At 27.4% G+C, this 17,495-nt stretch carries 16 protein-coding genes; all 16 read right to left on the bottom strand.

The window, feature by feature from the left end:
* Positions 1 to 21 precede the first annotated feature (21 nt).
* The gene (locus tag KYD98_RS15205; RefSeq protein WP_219780902.1) at positions 22 to 1,332 is read right to left on the bottom strand and encodes a PDZ domain-containing protein; all 1,311 of its coding nucleotides are present in this window, start codon (positions 1,330 to 1,332) and stop codon (positions 22 to 24) included.
* 2 nt (positions 1,333 to 1,334) lie between these two features.
* Complete coding sequence (locus KYD98_RS15210) at positions 1,335 to 2,567, bottom strand: S41 family peptidase (protein ID WP_219780954.1); 1,233 nt, start codon at positions 2,565 to 2,567, stop codon at positions 1,335 to 1,337.
* A gap of 232 nt (positions 2,568 to 2,799) precedes the next feature.
* On the bottom strand, positions 2,800 to 3,690 hold the full coding sequence (gene ftsX / locus KYD98_RS15215; RefSeq protein ID WP_219780903.1) for a permease-like cell division protein FtsX: 891 nt from the start codon (positions 3,688 to 3,690) through the stop codon (positions 2,800 to 2,802).
* Positions 3,680 to 4,366, bottom strand: coding sequence for a cell division ATP-binding protein FtsE (gene ftsE, locus KYD98_RS15220; RefSeq protein WP_219780904.1), 687 nt, complete (start codon positions 4,364 to 4,366; stop codon positions 3,680 to 3,682). Before ftsE ends, ftsX begins: the two co-directional genes overlap by 11 nt.
* Before the next feature lie 117 nt (positions 4,367 to 4,483).
* The gene (locus tag KYD98_RS15225; protein WP_219780905.1) at positions 4,484 to 5,332 is read right to left on the bottom strand and encodes a YitT family protein; all 849 of its coding nucleotides are present in this window, start codon (positions 5,330 to 5,332) and stop codon (positions 4,484 to 4,486) included.
* Positions 5,333 to 5,852: 520 nt separating this feature from the next.
* Positions 5,853 to 6,797, bottom strand: a complete 945-nt coding sequence (locus KYD98_RS15230) for a transketolase family protein (RefSeq protein ID WP_219780906.1) — start codon at positions 6,795 to 6,797, stop codon at positions 5,853 to 5,855.
* The gene (locus tag KYD98_RS15235; RefSeq protein WP_219780907.1) at positions 6,797 to 7,621 is read right to left on the bottom strand and encodes a transketolase; all 825 of its coding nucleotides are present in this window, start codon (positions 7,619 to 7,621) and stop codon (positions 6,797 to 6,799) included. The genes KYD98_RS15230 and KYD98_RS15235 overlap by 1 nt, the downstream gene beginning before the upstream one ends.
* Positions 7,622 to 8,247: 626 nt before the next feature.
* Positions 8,248 to 9,105 carry a PTS system mannose/fructose/sorbose family transporter subunit IID gene (locus KYD98_RS15240; RefSeq protein WP_219780908.1) on the bottom strand — a complete coding sequence of 286 codons (858 nt, stop codon included), beginning with the start codon at positions 9,103 to 9,105 and terminating at the stop codon, positions 8,248 to 8,250.
* A gap of 25 nt (positions 9,106 to 9,130) precedes the next feature.
* The gene (locus tag KYD98_RS15245; protein ID WP_219780909.1) at positions 9,131 to 9,889 is read right to left on the bottom strand and encodes a PTS mannose/fructose/sorbose/N-acetylgalactosamine transporter subunit IIC; all 759 of its coding nucleotides are present in this window, start codon (positions 9,887 to 9,889) and stop codon (positions 9,131 to 9,133) included.
* A 105-nt stretch (positions 9,890 to 9,994) separates the two neighbouring features.
* Positions 9,995 to 10,465, bottom strand: a complete 471-nt coding sequence (locus KYD98_RS15250; protein ID WP_219780910.1) for a PTS sugar transporter subunit IIB — start codon at positions 10,463 to 10,465, stop codon at positions 9,995 to 9,997.
* A 16-nt stretch (positions 10,466 to 10,481) separates the two neighbouring features.
* Positions 10,482 to 10,907: a PTS sugar transporter subunit IIA gene (locus KYD98_RS15255; protein WP_219780911.1), complete on the bottom strand. Its 426-nt coding sequence runs from the start codon at positions 10,905 to 10,907 to the stop codon at positions 10,482 to 10,484.
* 417 nt (positions 10,908 to 11,324) lie between these two features.
* Positions 11,325 to 13,997 (bottom strand): sigma-54-dependent transcriptional regulator, encoded by a 2,673-nt coding sequence (locus KYD98_RS15260; RefSeq protein ID WP_219780912.1) that lies wholly within the window; start codon positions 13,995 to 13,997, stop codon positions 11,325 to 11,327.
* A 214-nt stretch (positions 13,998 to 14,211) separates the two neighbouring features.
* The gene (locus KYD98_RS15265) at positions 14,212 to 14,565 is read right to left on the bottom strand and encodes a type II toxin-antitoxin system PemK/MazF family toxin (RefSeq protein WP_308462465.1); all 354 of its coding nucleotides are present in this window, start codon (positions 14,563 to 14,565) and stop codon (positions 14,212 to 14,214) included.
* Positions 14,566 to 14,573: 8 nt separating this feature from the next.
* On the bottom strand, positions 14,574 to 14,816 hold the full coding sequence (locus tag KYD98_RS15270; RefSeq protein WP_219780913.1) for a hypothetical protein: 243 nt from the start codon (positions 14,814 to 14,816) through the stop codon (positions 14,574 to 14,576).
* 479 nt (positions 14,817 to 15,295) lie between these two features.
* A complete protein-coding gene (locus tag KYD98_RS15275) occupies positions 15,296 to 15,925 on the bottom strand; it encodes a germination lipoprotein GerS-related protein (protein WP_219780914.1) in 630 nt (209 codons plus the stop codon).
* Positions 15,926 to 15,992: 67 nt separating this feature from the next.
* Positions 15,993 to 17,495, bottom strand: coding sequence for an NAD(P)H-hydrate dehydratase (locus KYD98_RS15280; protein WP_219780915.1), 1,503 nt, complete (start codon positions 17,493 to 17,495; stop codon positions 15,993 to 15,995).

Consider the following 17,495-nt stretch of genomic DNA (forward strand, 5'->3'; position numbering starts at 1 on the left):
AAATTCTATCTCCATAATCTCTTAATTCTTTTTATCGTTATTTAATTTATCAGATTCTTTTAGTTTATCTAGTATTTGAGAAAAGTCATTCTCTTTAATCATTACTTTATCTTTTGCTTCAACAGCTCTAGGAACTAAAAGCATACCAATATTTGTACCCTTACTAATTCTTATAGGTAAACTACTTATTGTTCCATTCATATCTTTAATTTTCAAAGTAATATTATATAAATTCTCTTTTATAATAGAATACATTTCAGCTTGTGAATTTATTATTTTGTCATTTACTGAAAGCAGTTTACTTCCTGCTTTTATACCTAAATCATAAGCTATAGATTTAGGTAATACATCTAATATTACTAATCCTTCTTCATCGCTCATAAACTTAGGTTCTAATATATCTTCTCTATTTTTTTGAGTTCTTATCATTAATTCATGTCCAAGTGGCGCAAATATTATTAATAATAATTCTCCTACAATTCCAAATCTAGCCACTTGAGAAACCAAAGTTAACAGTAATCCATAAGCTATAATATATTTACCTGAAGATAAAGCTTTTTCTCTTTTATTCTTAGTGAAAGTAACACTTGAATAACCTAATACTGCATAAAGTGGCATTATTGATATCATTGTAAAAGATAATAAATTAATATCTCCACTTCCATGAATAAAAGGCCAACTATTAGGAGTTTGTATAGCTGTTGTTATGTAATTACCAGCATCCTTATCTGCCATAACTGATATTAATATAGCTATAGATAAGAGCCAATATCTATTAAGTGCAAAACCACCTATTATTTTTCCTCCCTTATTGGCAAATACCGGTATAGATCCTCTATCACCATCTATCATAACCAATAAACCTTCAATAATATGTAACACTCCTACAAAAGTCATAAGATACATTATATCAATCTTAAAAACCATATTCTCTTTTATTCCAGGTATAAAATTACCTAATAAAGTTATACCTACACTTATCAAACCTAATATAGCTCCTGAATATGAAAAACAGATAAATCTAGGTTTTATAAACATTAAAACTATTGAAATTCCAAATAAGTAGAATATACCTGAATTTTCTCCGAATCTTATTCCAAGCATACTATTAATAACACTTACCATTGTTCCAGCTAGTATTCCTAAAACAATTTGTGAAAGTGTAAGCTCTAGAGGAGTATTTACACTTTCCCCTAAAATCATTTTCTGCATTATAACTAATTTTCTATTTTTTAGATATAAAATTACGCCTAAAAGAATTAATATTAACATTAAAGTAGGTTCAACTATTGCCTCTGCAACACCTCTTAATGTGTATAGTAATAAATCCATTATTAATCCCCCTGATTTATCTTTCCATTTATAACTTCTAGAGCTTTAGTAAATTGTGGATCTTTCGCTCTACTATAAACTTGTTCTGATAATTCTTTTGGTATTTGTACTTCATAATCTGGTTCTATACCCTTTTTATGAATATTCTCTCCATTTGGTGTATAATATTTTGAAACTGTAACTTTAAGTCCACCAATATCATTTGAAAACTTAACAGGTTGTTGCACAATTCCTTTTCCAAATGTAGTAGTACCTATAATAGTTGCTACTTTATAATCTCTTAATGCCCCTGTTACTACTTCTGAAGCACTAGCACTTCCACCATCTACAAGTAAAACTAAAGGTAATCCTTGTTCAATACCTCCAATTGATGGTGAATCAGCCCTATTTTCATATTTATCTATTGTATATGTTATTGTCTTCCCTTCAGGTATAAATTGTGATGCTACTCCAACTGCTTCTGAAAGAAGTCCTCCACCATTTCCTCTTAAATCTAAAATTAACCCTTTCATTCCAGCATTCTTTAATTCAGTTAATTTACTTTTAAAATCATTTGTAAGATTCTCATCCATAAAAGAAGTTAATTGAATATATCCAACTGAAGAATTTATCATTTCTCCCTTTATAGACTCTACTTTTATCACATCTCTCATTATTTTAATATCAAAAGGTGCACTATTTGCTCTTAAAATATTTAGTTTAACTTCAACCTTTTCTTTTCCACTAAGCATTGATACCGCTTGCTCAAGGTCATTTCCTTTTAATTCTACATCATTAACTTTTAAAATAACATCTCCTGCTTGTAACCCTGCTTTTTCAGCTGGTGATCCTTCCATTGGAGAGATTACTGTTATTTTTTCATCTTTTACCCCTACTTGAACTCCTATCCCCATAAAACTTCCAGTAGTTTGTTCCATAAATTTATCAAACTCTTTTTTGTTCATAAAAACAGTATACGGATCCTCTAAAGAAGCAGTCATTCCTTTCATTGCTCCTTCTAATAAAACATTATCATCAATTTCTCCATCGAATCTAGATATTAAAGCATTACGTACTTCAAACAATGCTGAATATTTATCTATATCCTTAATTTGTTTTAGCTCACTTGAAACTTCTGTTGATGTTTTAGTTAATAAAATGCCTTTAGTAGCTAAATAATTTCCTATAAATAAAAATCCACCTGCTGTAATAAAAAATATAGCTATTATAATTATAATAAAAAAGGATTTACTCATTTTGAAATTATTACTTCTTTTTAAATTCTTCACATTTAAAGACTCCCTTGCATATATTCTGTTAAAAAAAATAATAAACCATTATTCATATATATTTTGTTGAATTTACCTTATTAAGATAAACTAATACTATTTTAGTTTATCCTAACTTACACTCAAATACAAAATATATTAAGAACTTTTGGTCCATTATTTTATATATATAAATTAATTTTATTCTTATTAACAGAAATTATACTACTAAGAATTTTCTTAATGCAGATATACTAGCAATTCCCCCTACTAAAATTCCTCCTAATACAAACTCTAATAACATCGCTTTTAATATGTACGTTGGAGGTACAAGAGATACGAACATTAACATTGAAGAAATCCAGCCAAATAATGCTTTGTATGCAAAAAATAATGTAACACATGCTAAAGATGAACCAAGTACTCCTATTACCATTCCTTCTATAATAAATGGCCATCTTATAAACCAATCAGTAGCACCAACGAATTTCATTATACCTACTTCTCTTCTTCTTGAATAAACAGTTAATTTAGTTGTATTCATTATTAAGAAAATTGAAACACCGACTAAAATTATAAATAACGCTCCACCAACGATATTTACACCCTTAACAAACTTTACAATTCCATTAACAACTTGTTGTTGGTCATCTATTTTTTCAACTCCTGTAAAACCATTTAAAGCTTCAGTTATGTTTTTTGCATATTCTGGACTTTCTAATTTAACAACAAAAGCTGCTGGGAATGGATTATGTTCTAATGAGTATCCCTTTAATAATCCTTCATTTTCATTTGTTGTTTGTTGTACAGTTTTATAAGCATCTTCTTTTGATTGATATGTTACATCTTTAACGCCATCAACTTCTCTTAATTTTATTTCGATTTCTCTTTGATCAATAAGTTTTATATCATCTTGAAGAAAGACCTTAAGATCAACCTTATCTTCTACAGTGCTGATAGCTTGGTTAACATTATTTGCAAGTAATATAAATATTCCTAAAACGAAAAAAGTTATAAGTACTGTAAGTATTGAAGCAAAGCTAATAGTCCTATTTCTTTTTAAACTTTTAAATGCATCTTTTATAAAATATGTAATTGTATTAATTTTCATCTTTATACTTACCTCTCTTTTCGTCTCTTACTATTTCTCCTCTTTCTATAGCTATAACTCTCTTTTTCATGTAATCAACAATTTCTTTTGCGTGAGTAGCCATTAAAACAGTAGTTCCTGATTTATTTATGTCATCTAATAGTTCCATTATTTCTCTTGCTGTCTCTGGGTCTAAGTTACCAGTAGGTTCATCAGCAATTAATACTGAAGGATTATTTACTAATGCTCTAGCTAACGATACCCTTTGTTGTTCCCCTCCTGATAATTCATTAGGAAACATTTTATATTTATGAGATAAACCAACTAGTGAAAGTACCATTGGAACTCTTCTTCTTACCTCTCTTTGAGATGCTTCTACAACTCTCATAGCAAATGCAACATTTTCATAAACGTTTAAAGTTGGTATTAATCTAAAATCTTGGAATACCATTCCTATTTTTCTTCTATAATAAGGAGTTTGTTTTCTATTAATTGTAGATAAATCCTTTCCACCAACAATTATTTTGCCATTTGTAGGTTCAACCTCTTTTAAAAGCATTTTTATAAAAGTAGATTTACCTGAACCACTTGGTCCTACTAAGAATACAAACTCACCATTTTCTATTTCAACATTAATATCACTCAAGGCTTTTACATTATTATCATAAATTTTCGATATATTTTTAAATTCAATCATGTTAACTCTCCTTTTTAGGTAAAATTATACAATTCATCTGTAAAACTTACAAAATTATTATATCATAGAAGAGTTTTGAATGTCATTTAAATTTCTTAATTGTAAGAAACTTATAATTTATTCTTGTTGAATGTCTTTAAACCCTTCTCCTAAAACTTCATGCACCTCTCCAACTGATATAAATGCCCTAGAATCTATAGATTTTATGAATTTTTTTAACTTTATAAATTGATTTCTACTTAAAACAGCATAAAGTACAGTAGTATTATTTCCACTAAACCCACCAATTCCCTTTAAAAATGTACATCCTCTTTCTAAAACATCCATTATATATTTACTTATTTCTTCATTTTTTTCACTTATAATTACAACTTGCTTACAAATGTTAAATCCTTCTATAAATTTATCTATAACTGTTCCAAGAATTAAAACGCTTAACATAGAATAGAATCCTATATCTATAGTAAATACTAAAGCTGCTACAAAAGTAATTATAAAATCAACTATCAATAAAGATTTACCTATATCTATATGAAAAAACTTATTTAGTATTTTAGCTAATATATCTGTTCCACCAGTAGAAGAATTTTCATTAAAAACTAGAGCCATACCAAAAGCTGAAATTAAAGTTCCAAAAATAGTTGCTATTATTAAATCAGTTGTTATTGCTAATGGATTAAAAAACTTTTCTATAAACCACATAATTATTGATAACCCCAAGCTAGCATAAATAGTTTTAAGTCCAAAATCTCCACTTATAAACATAAATGCTAAAACAAGCAGGATAGCATTTAATACAAAAGTCACTCCACCTACAGATAAATTAGGAAAGAATTCTTTTATAATAATTCCTACCCCTGTTATTCCTCCACCTGCAAGATTATTTGGTATAAAAAAATATTCTGTTGCTAATGCAACTAAGATAATACCTATTGTTATTATTCCATATTCCTTTAAATTTTTCATTTTAAAATATCCCCCTTTTCATTGATGATTAGGACAAAGTAGCTACTCCACGTTCAATTGACAGTTGACAATGCACAATTTTGGTTGAAAGCCACAGGCTCTCTTTAATATATATTATTTAAAAATCACAGAGTGATTTTATCCTAAATTGTCAATTGTCCATGATCCATTGTCAATTCAAAAATATAATCTGAGTTATTCACAAATTTAGCTACATTATAATTTCCTATATAATAAAAAATATACAAATACAATGTGGAATTAAGAATAAAATACATCTTTATATTTCCACTTTTATTTATTATTATTCCTTATATTTAGTAGCCCTCTTATATTTTGCCATTATTTTCTTAAAAGTGTCAATGATTCACGATAGCAATTTATTATTTTTGATAAACCACTAAATTTTCTAAATAAAAGATGTATAAATTTATCTATTTACAATTTTATAGCTTTGACTTTTAGTCAAAAAAAGATAGCAGCATATACATACTACTATCTTATAAGAAATATTGTTAAACTATTTTTTTAATTCTAAAGCCTTCTTTGCTTTTTCTACTATATGTTTAGTTGTTAATCCATATGCTTCTAATAATTGATTTGGTTTACCACTTTCTCCAAATGTATCATTAATACCAACTTTTAATACTGGTACTGGAAGTTCTTCTGTTATTACTTCTGAAACTGCTGATCCTAATCCGCCAATAACATTATGTTCTTCTGCTGTAACTATTGCTCCAGTTTCTTTAGCTGCTTTAACTATTAATTCTCTATCAATAGGCTTAATTGTATGAATGTTTATTATTCTAGCATTAATTCCTTCTTTAGCTAATTCTTCTTTAGCTTCTAATGCTAATTCAACCATCATTCCTGTAGCTATTATAGTAACATCATTACCTTCAGATAATGTAATACCTTTACCAATTTCAAATTTATAATCCTTATTATCATTTATAACATTTACGCCTAATCTTCCTAATCTTACATAACAAGGACCATTGTATTCAGCAACTGCTAAAATTGCTGCTTCTGTTTCAACAGCATCTGATGGATTTATAACTGTCATCTTAGGAATACTTCTCATTAATGATATATCTTCAACAGATTGATGAGATGCTCCATCTTCTCCTACAGTTAATCCAGCATGAGTTGCACATACTTTAACATTTAAATATGGATAGCAAATTGAATTTCTTATTTGTTCAAAAGCTCTACCTGCTGCAAACATTGCAAATGTACTAACAAAAGGAATTTTTCCACAAGTTGAAAGTCCTGCTGCAACTCCCATCATGTTTGATTCTGCTATTCCCATATTGATAAATCTTTCTGGTGCAACAGCTTTGAAATCTGCTGTTTTAGTTGATTTTGATAAATCTGCATCTAGTACTACAACATTCTTATTTATGTTTGAAAGTTTTACTAATGCCTTACCATAAGCTTCTCTAGTTGCTATTTTATTACCCATTAGTTTTCCCCTCCAATTTCTTTTAATGCTTGATCACGTTGTTCTATGCTAGGAGCAGTTCCATGCCATCCTGCTTGATTTTCCATGAATGAAACGCCTTTTCCTTTTACTGTATTACATACAATAACAGTTGGCTTTCCTTTTGTATTCTTAGCTTTTTCAATTGCATCTAAAATTTCGTCATAATTATGTCCATCTATAATTAATGTATTCCATCCAAAAGCTTCAAACTTTTTATCAATTGGTGATGGATTCATAACATCTGTTATATTTCCATCTATTTGTAAACCATTATAATCTACAAAAGCTGTTAAATTATCTAATTTATAATGTGCAGCTGACATTGATGCTTCCCAAACTTGGCCCTCTTCAAGTTCTCCATCACCTAATACTGTATACACTCTATATTCTTTATTATCTAGTTTTCCTGCTAATGCCATTCCTACTGCTGCAGAAATTCCTTGTCCTAATGACCCTGTTGACATATCAATTCCTGGTAAATCATTCATATTTGGATGCCCTTGTAATCTTGAACCAATCTTTCTTAATGTGTTTAGTTCTTCTACATCAAAATATCCTCTTCTTGCTAAAGCGCTGTATAATGCTGGTGCTGCATGCCCCTTTGATAATACAAATCTATCTCTGTTAGAATCCTTTGGATTCTTAGGATCTATATTCATTTCATTAAAAAATAATGTTGTCATTATATCTGTTACTGATAACGAACCACCCGGATGACCTGATGCTGATTCAGTAAGCATACATACTATATCTTTTCTTATAAGCTTTGATATTTCTTGAAGCTTTTCTTTATTATTATTCATAATACAATCCTCCTATGATTAAATTACTTACCTAGAACATATTTTTTCCTTTTTCAACAATATTTATTCTATCACGATTTTTTATGTTTGTATATACCAATAATTATATTGTATACTTCATTTATTTATACTGTATACGTTTTTTGCTTTTATTGTATACATTATTTATTTATATGATATACTTTTTATTTTAAAAATTATAGAAATAATTAATATATGCCATGAATAAATGGTTCATGGCATATACAGCTTAGAAACTGTCTTAAAAATATATTTTACATTTAAGAATTTTCTATTCATTAAGTTTTAAATAAATATTGATATTATGCACATGAAAATAAACTCCTCTATCCATATAGTTTATATTACACTATCAAGATTATTTTAAATTATAGTTTATGTATCGTTGACAGTCTCTTTATTATATAGATTAATAGTTATTTATTTAAATAGGATTTAACATTAAGGGTTTATTAAGGCACATTCAAAAAATAATAGATCAATAAGCTCGTCTATTTTGCATCAGCAAATTTAGTTAATAGCTCACTATTATCTGAATTTATTTCCTTGTCTGACACAGAATATACAATTCCTCTTTGGTTTATTATTTTATTTCATGTGTCTCATTAGAATATACCTAAGGCTCCTAAAATTGCTCCAGCAGCTATAAGTATACCCATTATTTTAATTGGAGAAACCCCTTTTTTAACCATTTGTAATACAATTACCGTTAAAACAAAAGGAATTAATCCTGGCATTAATTTATCTAAAAGGTCTGTTTGCAAACTAAAATCAACTTCTCCCATTTTAAAGCTTATATTAGTTTGTAAATTAACAAATCTACCAACAAGACCACCCATTACAAGAGTACCAAGTACAGATGCAGTTTCAATTACTTTATTTATTTTTCCACCTTGTAATATTTGTTCTACAGCTTTTTTACCAAGGTTATAACCACTCATCCATAGAGTAAATGACATACCACCCATTATAGCCAATTGTGATATTAAAAATATTATCGGTCCAGCAATATTTTTTGTATTAGTAATACCTATACATATTGCAAGTAAAATAGGTGTAATAATCCCTTGCGTTAATGTATCTCCAACACCTGCTAAAGGTCCCATTAATCCTGTTTTTATCGCGTTAAATCCTTCATCACTTATTGGCTTACCATTAGCTTTTTCCTCTTCCATAGCTATAGTTATACCATGAATTACAGATCCACAAATAGGTTCAGTATTAAAGAATGCTAAATGTCTTTGTACTGCTGATTTTCTATCCTCTTTATCTTTATATAACTTCTTTACTATTGGTAACATTGAATGTGCAAAAGCAGTAGCTTGCATTCTTTCATAATTATAATTTGATTGTGCAAACATAAACCATCTAATCCAAGATTTTATTACATCTTTTTTACTTAAAGATTTAACCTCATTATCTTCAACTGGCTTATTTGTAGGCATAACATTTAATTCTGACATATATACTTCCTCCTCTCAAACCCCTTTATGTATTAGAAGTAGAATTACTATTTTTTATAGAAGTTACAGTTAACGCGATTACCATTCCTACTATAGATATAATAACTATATCTAGTTTAAAGCAAACTGACATTATAATTCCTAATACAAAGAATGGCATTGTAAATGAGTTCCCTATTAATTTTAAGTTCATTGCAATACCTAATGCTGGTAACATTGCACCTATTACATTAAATACATGTAATACATTAGGACTTAAAACTTCTAACATTCCTGATACAGCATTTGGCCCATAGTATACAACTAACGCTGCTGGAATGAAACTTAGTAAGAAAAGTGCTATTTGCGGTGGTATTACATTTATAAATCCAACAGCATCAATATTTCCTTTTTCAACTTCTCTATCTGCCCAGTGAACAAAGAATGAATTAATTGTCATCTTTCCTATCCATAGAATTGTTGCAATAGTACCAAGTGGAACTGCTATTGCCATTGCAGTTTCAATATCTAAATTTGAAATTAATGCAAGTGCGGTACCAACATATCCTGCAAAAGCAGGATCACCCATTTGAGCACCACCTGCTGATATAAATCCTAAATAAATAACATTTATACCTGCTCCTATTAGTGCACCTTCCAGAGGTTGTCCTAATATTATCCCTGTTATAAATCCAGCTACTAAAGGCCTATTAAATGTGAAAAATCCTGCATAAGTAAACCATGGACTCCATGAAATATAATAGAAAAATCCTATTAATACAGCTTGTAAAATTGTAACATTCATATCTTTTCCTCCTATTTATAGTTAAGATTTATTATTAATACGTTTACATAAGATTGAAATTATTTAACTATCTAATCTAGGATAAATTCAATCTAAGTATTTGTATTATAGTTTATCTAGTGAAATTTGCTTTGCATCAGGGACAATTTGTACATAAACATTTACACCAAGTTCCATAAGTTCTTTAAATGCACATTTTTCTTCTTCTGAAACTGAAATATTTTTATAGAATTGTTTTCTTCCTTGTTTTGCGCCCATTCCTCCAAGATTTAATTTTTTTATTCCTACTCCAGCTTTTACAAGACTAAGAATAGGCATTGGAGTCTTAACTAAGACTATTATTCTTTCTCCATCATCATCTTTATTTAAAGCATTAATAGCATCATTTACTCCATATATTTCAACTTTAATTGAAGATGGAGCTGCTGATTTTAAAACCATTTCCATAAATGGATCTTTTGCTACTGCATCATCTATCACTATTATTTTAGTTGCCTTTGTTATTTTAGACCAAGCTGTTGCTACTTGACCATGTATTAATCTATCATCTATTCTTGTTAAAACTATATTTAACATATTTACCCACTCCTTTTTACCTACTTGATTGTTGTAATAATTTCATTTCCTTAAATAATTCTTTAATCCCTGTTAATCCAGTTTCAATACAATGATTAGCTAAATCATCTAATTCATAAATTTCTCTCATTGTAATTGCTTCAAGTAACATTGGTAAATTAATACCTGTTATACATCTAAATTTAATATCTAGTAGCTTACCTGAATTTAGAGCAACTACATTATACGGACTTCCTCCCATTAGATCTACTAATACTAAAACTCCATCGCCATCTTCTAAAGTTTCAATAGATTCCTTAACCTTATAACCTAACATTTCAACACTATCTCCATGTTGAAGTCCTAAAGTTAAAATTTTCTCTTGTTTTCCTACAATAAGTTCTGCACTCTTTAATATTTCTTCCGAAAATTTTCCATGAGTCACCAATAAAATCCCTACCATTATGCCTTCACCTCCTTGGCCTTTCTTATACTTATTTTATTAAGCAAGTTCCTTGCCAAATAATTAATATAATGTGTCTCATAAAAGATATTTTATAATAAATATATACCTAAACCCAATATTTTCAATACGCTCCAAGGAAAACATAAATTGATTTATAAATAAAAAAGTTTTTAAATATTAAAATATAATTAATTATATATATTTTTTTATTTATAAATATAATATGTGTATTAAATGTGTATTTAACGTGTATTAAAAAAACTAAATGCAAATACACATTTAGTTTTTATCCATCTAAAGTATTCAATTGTTATAATACAACTTAAGCAATTATTAATATTAAAATGTCATTGTAATTTGTTCTATATACTACAATAACTAATTTTACTTTAAAATATAAAATTAATATAATACTTATATTTCTATTATGTTAAAGCTAATATCAATCATTTCTACTATGTAAGCTAGTTCTGAATCTGGAATTAAAATTCCAAACACTTCCTCAACTAATTCAAAATTATTTTTTACAATATTAAAAAGCTTACTTTTACTAATTTTTATTGTTAAAAACTTTTTATAAGGTAATGATTCATTTCTTATAACTCTTTCTATCATACATGAACAGTGAAATAAAAATTTTATATATAAACTATCATCAATTTTATTGTTACATTCCTTAGCTATCTTTTCTAAAACTTGATTTAATATTTCTGATGCCTTTTGCACATTTAAAAATGTAAGTGCTTCTTCTAATATTTTTATAATGTGTTTTTTCCAATTTATATTTTTATATTTAACTCCAAGTCTTAGATTATCTGAACTTATTTTTTCTGTATTTACTTTTACTCTTTCTCCAATTAATGAACTTACACTTTCTATATTATCCACTAACATATCCATACCTATGTTAGAAGTCATAGCTTTTCTTGCAGCTTCAATAACCATTGGTGTACTAACCATTTTTATTGTTCTTGTTTCTATTCCTGTTTTTTCTGTAATTATATCTCCAAATGTAGTTAAAGAGCCCATATCGACTAATAATAAAATTCCACTTCCCTTATCTATTTTACGAGCTATATTGATAGCTCTTTCTAAAGTAACCTCAACCTTTTCTTCTAAAGGCATGTCTAATGCGTGTAAACACTCATATCCTAAAAGTGTTTTTGCTACCTCAACCATATTAGTTGCAGTTCCATATCCATGTGCAATAACTAAAACTTGAATATTTCCATGCTCTTTTTTAGTATTTACAGAGTGTAATAACATGGTTATAAATGCTAATTCATCATTAGGTATTTTTACAAAAAATTTATCTTCAATTTTAGATTTTATTAATGATGCAACATAATATTCTTGAGCATAATTTTTATAATTATCTTCAGATTTTGGATATATAACTAAATTCCCTGTTCTTAATCTTTCCAAAAGTGTTTCTACATGTAACGCCAAACTATATATTAATTTTGTATCTATATTGTTAATACAAAAATCTTTATTTTCTATAAAAGACTCCTTAATAATATTAACAATTTCAGGAGTTACTATTTTTGATAATACTTCTTTATCCAGTCTTAAATCTTCAGATTTTTCTATAGATGATGAATTATTAAATCTATATTGAATCTGATTAACTATATTTTCCCTAATTTGTCTTACAGATAATCCATCTGCATAGAATTTTTGAGCTTTTTGTAACATTAAATCATAAAAATCTTCTTCTGTATTATTATTTTCATAAACTAATAAACTATTTAAATTATTTTCTAATTCTTCACTTTGACCATTAAATGTTATTGACTCAAAATCGTTTAAATTAAAATATTTACTTAATTCTTGTCTTTTATCTTCAATTGCAAATAATCCTTCTTTGAACCTTTGAGAAAGTTGAGATAATTTTACATAAACATATTCATGTTCTTCTGTAATATATTCAACAAATGCATTTGCACAAATAAGTTGAATATCATTCTTTAACTGTCCTATATTGCCTGGACATTTGTAAAGTAATAATACTTTTAATACTTCTTTTGATACCTTTAATGGAGCCTTAATTTTTATAGATTCATTTTTAAAAAATTGACAAATAAGTTCCATACGCTCTTTTAAAGAACGTTTATCTAAACTTGGAAGACTAATTGTTACTGGAATTCTTCTTAAAAATGTGCCTAAAATAGACGACTTTGGATCTTCTGTTGTCGCAGCTATAAATAGTATGTTAGCTTTTCTTGTATTTTCAGATTCCCCTAATCTTCTATAGCTTCCTCTATCCATTAATGAAAATAGCATTTCCTGTCCTTCTGGCGATAAACGATGCACTTCATCTAAGAATAATATTCCTCCATCAGCCTGATCTACTAATCCTTTTTTTTCAGAGCTTGCCCCAGTAAATGCACCTTTTACATGTCCAAATAAATGTGATAGTAAAAGCTGAGAATTTTCTGCATAATCGGCACAATTAAATATGATATATGGAGAATCTTTTGTAAGCTTTCCTGCTTCTATTGCATATATGTACATAGCTTCAGCAAAAGTAGTTTTTCCAACACCCGTTGGACCTATTAATAGTGTATGTAATCCATTAGGTGGGTATAGTATGGTTGCTTTTGCTTGTTTAATTTGTGATTTTAATGAATCTTCGCTACCAATTATACTTTTAAATATAGTTTTTTTATAATTAGAAACTTTCTCTTTGTTTTTTTCCAATTCTTCATTACTTTTTATATCTTTATTTTCTTTGATTTCCTTTATGTTCACTTCTTTTATTAACATTTTGTGCAAATCACTATATTGAGTTATTACTGGTTCTCTTATAGTTATACCAAACTTTAATTCCAAACAAACCTTATCTAGATATAATACAGGTTTACCCTGAATTTTAACTGCCATTCCTTCAGTTACAAGACAATTCAACTCCTTACTAACATTATTTCTAGATATACTTAATTCTTTAGCAATATAACTAGCTTCAAATCCTATTTTTTTATCAAAATCTTTATAAAAATCTATTGTTTTAGTAAGATTCTTTAATTTTTCATATACACGTTCTTTTCTATTTAATTTATTCTTTGGTCCATAATTATCAAACACTGCTACATCTCCTTTTTACTATAATTTATATTTAAATAATATAAATTATTAGATAACGTTTTCTTGAGTTTGAATAAAAGGAATTTTCCCCATCTATATCAAATTTATTCTAAAATAAAAGACACCCCCCTAGTTTATGCCCTTTTACTATAGAAAGTGTCTTAGTTTATATCATTTGAATATTATTAAAAGGATAGATTGTCTCTATCCTTTTTTAAGTTAAATTCAGACTTAAAGCTAATGATTTATCAACCTTTTTCATATCAACATCTGTCATATGTCCTATTTTCTCTTTTAGTCTTCTTTTGTCTAAAGTCCTTATTTGTTCTAATAATACAACCGAATCTCTATTTAACCCATATTCCTCTGACGAAATTTCAACATGAGTTGGTAATTTCGCTTTATTAATTTGAGATGTTATTGCTGCCACAATAACTGTAGGACTATATCTATTTCCTATATCATTTTGTATTATAATTACGGGACGTATCCCTCCTTGTTCTGATCCTATAACAGGACTTAAATCTGCATAAAATATATCTCCTCTTTTTACTACCATAGTTGCCATTTAAATAATCACACTCCGCAAAGCCATGTCTCATACTCATTAAAATCATTTAATAGCTTTTCAAACCCAACCATAGAAAGTTCTAAATTAATTTCAGCCATCTCTTTATAACCATTTATCATCCAGTTTTCAAGATCTGCTGAATTTTCCTTATCAATATATACTATTACTGAATCGTCTATAAATTCACTACTTTTTTCATTTTTAATTTCTTTTTTATTATTTATTTTTTTACTTTCAAAACACGACATAATTTCGCCTCCATAGTAATAAACGTCCTATGTATATACTTATTATATTGCAAATTATGTCAATATGTCAAAGCTTTTGTCCTTTTTCGGTAATATTATATATTTTTTTGTTTTCTGGCTTTTTAAAGCTTAATCTAATTCAGTATTAATTCATTTTATACTCTATTATTTTAACAAATAATAATCATAAGATTTTATTTTTAATGGATTTTCATCCATGATTGTTATATGTATCTTTAGATGTTCTCAGGTTGTTGTATACTATTTTTTAATGTTAATCATGGCCTAATAATTTATTTTTTTATTTATAATTAAAGAGCTAAATATAGTAGGTGCAATATAATTTGCACCTTGAGCATAAGCTTGTCTATCTATATTAGTTAATTTAAACGTTATCTTAAATAGAATTATAGATAAAATTTAAAATCCTAGCTCAAACTATTTTAGTCTTTTTCATCATATATAAATATAAATAACATTTAAAATAGTTCATCACTTAAATTCTTCTCTATTTTAAAATCTTTATATATTATTGTAATTCTTTCCTTACCTTTATCATCAAATATCTTTAATAATATTGGAGATTTTGTCTTTTTATCAATATAAAACTTTCCTTTATTAAAATGCTTATTATTAAGGTTATATTCTAAATCAACCTCTAAATAGTTGCCATCCCCCCATTCCTTAGTGCCCTCTTTTATATCTTCTGATAACTTATTTGATAATATATTATCTACTAATGCTAATGGATAAACAACATCTATATCATTATCAAGAATAAATTCATCCCCATCTTGTGATTTAACATGTATTTCTCCTGCATTATAAACTTTTATATGATTTCTTTCTTGTCCAAATTCTATTCTTAACCCTTTATCATTTTTATAATATTGAGTTGTTTCTTCTTTAAATTCTCCTCTAGAATTTTTAAAAATATATTCAACCCTAGTACTATATGACTTTGTTTCTTTTAAATTACTTATTATTTCTTGATTAGTTGGGCATAAAATATATCTAAATAAGATAATAGAAGAAATAATAATAACAGGAATAGATAATAAAATTAGAACAATTAAATTTTTTTTAATTGAAAATTTCTTTGTTTTCATAGAGTCCTCCAAAGATTTATTAGTACATTAATACTATTATGACAATCTTTAGAGTTTTATTCTTAAATTATTCTTTTATTAAACTATTAATTTTTAAAGGTAAATTTTCTATAATATCACGAGCATTAATTATATATGAAGTTTCAGATAAATCTTCTGCTATAGCCCCATGTATATATGCACCTAATAGACTAGCTTTATCTAATTGCATTCCTTGAGAAACCAATGCCGTTATTATTCCTGTAAGTGCATCTCCCATTCCACCTGAAGCCATTTTGCTGTTCCCAGTTGGATTTATATAAGTATCCACTCCATTGGAAATTACTGTATTATATCCCTTTAATAGTATAATACTATTATACTCTTTCGAAAGCTTTTTAGCTATTTTTATTCTATTATTTTCAATCTCACTAATTGTTGTATCCATAAATCTTGCTAACTCTCCTGGATGTGGAGTCATAATTAATCTTCCACCTAAATATTTCATAAGAGATTTGTTTTTTGCTAATAATGTTATTGCATCAGCATCAAACACTATTGGACACGTAGTATTATTTATTATCTTCTCCATTAATTTTTCTTGTCTTTCACCAATACCTAAACCCGGTCCCATTGCAATAACATCTGCCTGTTTTAATAACTCATCTAACTTCTTACTCTCTATACTCAAAGTCATAGCTTCTGTTAATTTTTCAGATAATATTGGTTGAATTTTCTCTGGACATACTAATGTTGTTAAACCACATCCTGCTCTAACAGTACATTCAGTTGTTATAAAAGCTGCTCCTGTAAATCCAACACTCCCTGCAATAATTACAGATCTGCCATAATTCCCCTTATGACCATATATTTTTCTTTTAGGTACTAAGTTCTTGTATTCCTTTTTATTTAATATGTAAAGATTATTGCTATTTTCTTTCTTTACAATATCAGGAATCCCTATATTTAAAACTTTAACTTTGCCTAAATATTTTATAGCATTATAATTAAGAAAACCTTCTTTTAAAACTTCAAATGTATAAGTAAAATCTGCTTTTATAGCAATACCTTCTTCTAGCCCAGAATCACAATTTAATCCTGAAGGTACGTCTACAGATACAATTAATTTTGAATTTTCATTAAGTTGCTTTATTAATAGCTCAAAAATACCTGTTAATTTTCTATTTAAACCTACTCCAAATATACAATCAACTATTACATCATAATGTTTTATTTCATTAATTAATTTTTCATTTATGTCTTCTTCTTTATTAATTTTTGTAATATCTACATTACCTATATTATCTAATATCTTTAAATTAGTTATGAAATCATCTGTATATTTTTCATTTATTCCAATAATCATAAGTTTTACTTTTTTTCCTATACTTATTAGATGCCTTGCAATAGCTAGTCCATCTCCTCCATTATTTCCATGACCACAAAAAATAAAGAAGCTTTCCCCCTTATTTCTTATTTCTGCGCACACTGAACTAGCAGCATTCTCCATCAATACAATACTCGGAATTCCTATATTTTCAATCGTAATTCTATCAATTTCTTTACATTGTTTTGATAGAAAAATCTCCAT

It is taken from the genome of Clostridium weizhouense, assembly GCF_019431045.1.
Taxonomy (GTDB): domain Bacteria; phylum Bacillota; class Clostridia; order Clostridiales; family Clostridiaceae; genus Clostridium; species Clostridium weizhouense.

Coding starts and splice junctions, on each gene's coding strand:
- KYD98_RS15250 (WP_219780910.1), bottom strand. CDS start 10,465: ATGTTAAATATAGTTTTAACAAGAATAGATGATAGATTAATACATGGT.
- KYD98_RS15240 (WP_219780908.1), bottom strand. CDS start 9,105: ATGTCAGAATTAAATGTTATGCCTACAAATAAGCCAGTTGAAGATAAT.
- KYD98_RS15245 (WP_219780909.1), bottom strand. CDS start 9,889: ATGAATGTTACAATTTTACAAGCTGTATTAATAGGATTTTTCTATTAT.
- KYD98_RS15235 (WP_219780907.1), bottom strand. CDS start 7,621: ATGAATAATAATAAAGAAAAGCTTCAAGAAATATCAAAGCTTATAAGA.
- KYD98_RS15265 (WP_308462465.1), bottom strand. CDS start 14,565: ATGGCAACTATGGTAGTAAAAAGAGGAGATATATTTTATGCAGATTTA.
- KYD98_RS15275 (WP_219780914.1), bottom strand. CDS start 15,925: ATGAAAACAAAGAAATTTTCAATTAAAAAAAATTTAATTGTTCTAATT.
- KYD98_RS15230 (WP_219780906.1), bottom strand. CDS start 6,797: ATGGGTAATAAAATAGCAACTAGAGAAGCTTATGGTAAGGCATTAGTA.
- KYD98_RS15225 (WP_219780905.1), bottom strand. CDS start 5,332: ATGAAAAATTTAAAGGAATATGGAATAATAACAATAGGTATTATCTTA.
- KYD98_RS15255 (WP_219780911.1), bottom strand. CDS start 10,907: ATGGTAGGGATTTTATTGGTGACTCATGGAAAATTTTCGGAAGAAATA.
- KYD98_RS15205 (WP_219780902.1), bottom strand. CDS start 1,332: ATGGATTTATTACTATACACATTAAGAGGTGTTGCAGAGGCAATAGTT.
- ftsX (WP_219780903.1), bottom strand. CDS start 3,690: ATGAAAATTAATACAATTACATATTTTATAAAAGATGCATTTAAAAGT.
- KYD98_RS15210 (WP_219780954.1), bottom strand. CDS start 2,567: ATGAGTAAATCCTTTTTTATTATAATTATAATAGCTATATTTTTTATT.
- KYD98_RS15280 (WP_219780915.1), bottom strand. CDS start 17,495: ATGGAGATTTTTCTATCAAAACAATGTAAAGAAATTGATAGAATTACG.
- KYD98_RS15270 (WP_219780913.1), bottom strand. CDS start 14,816: ATGTCGTGTTTTGAAAGTAAAAAAATAAATAATAAAAAAGAAATTAAA.
- ftsE (WP_219780904.1), bottom strand. CDS start 4,366: ATGATTGAATTTAAAAATATATCGAAAATTTATGATAATAATGTAAAA.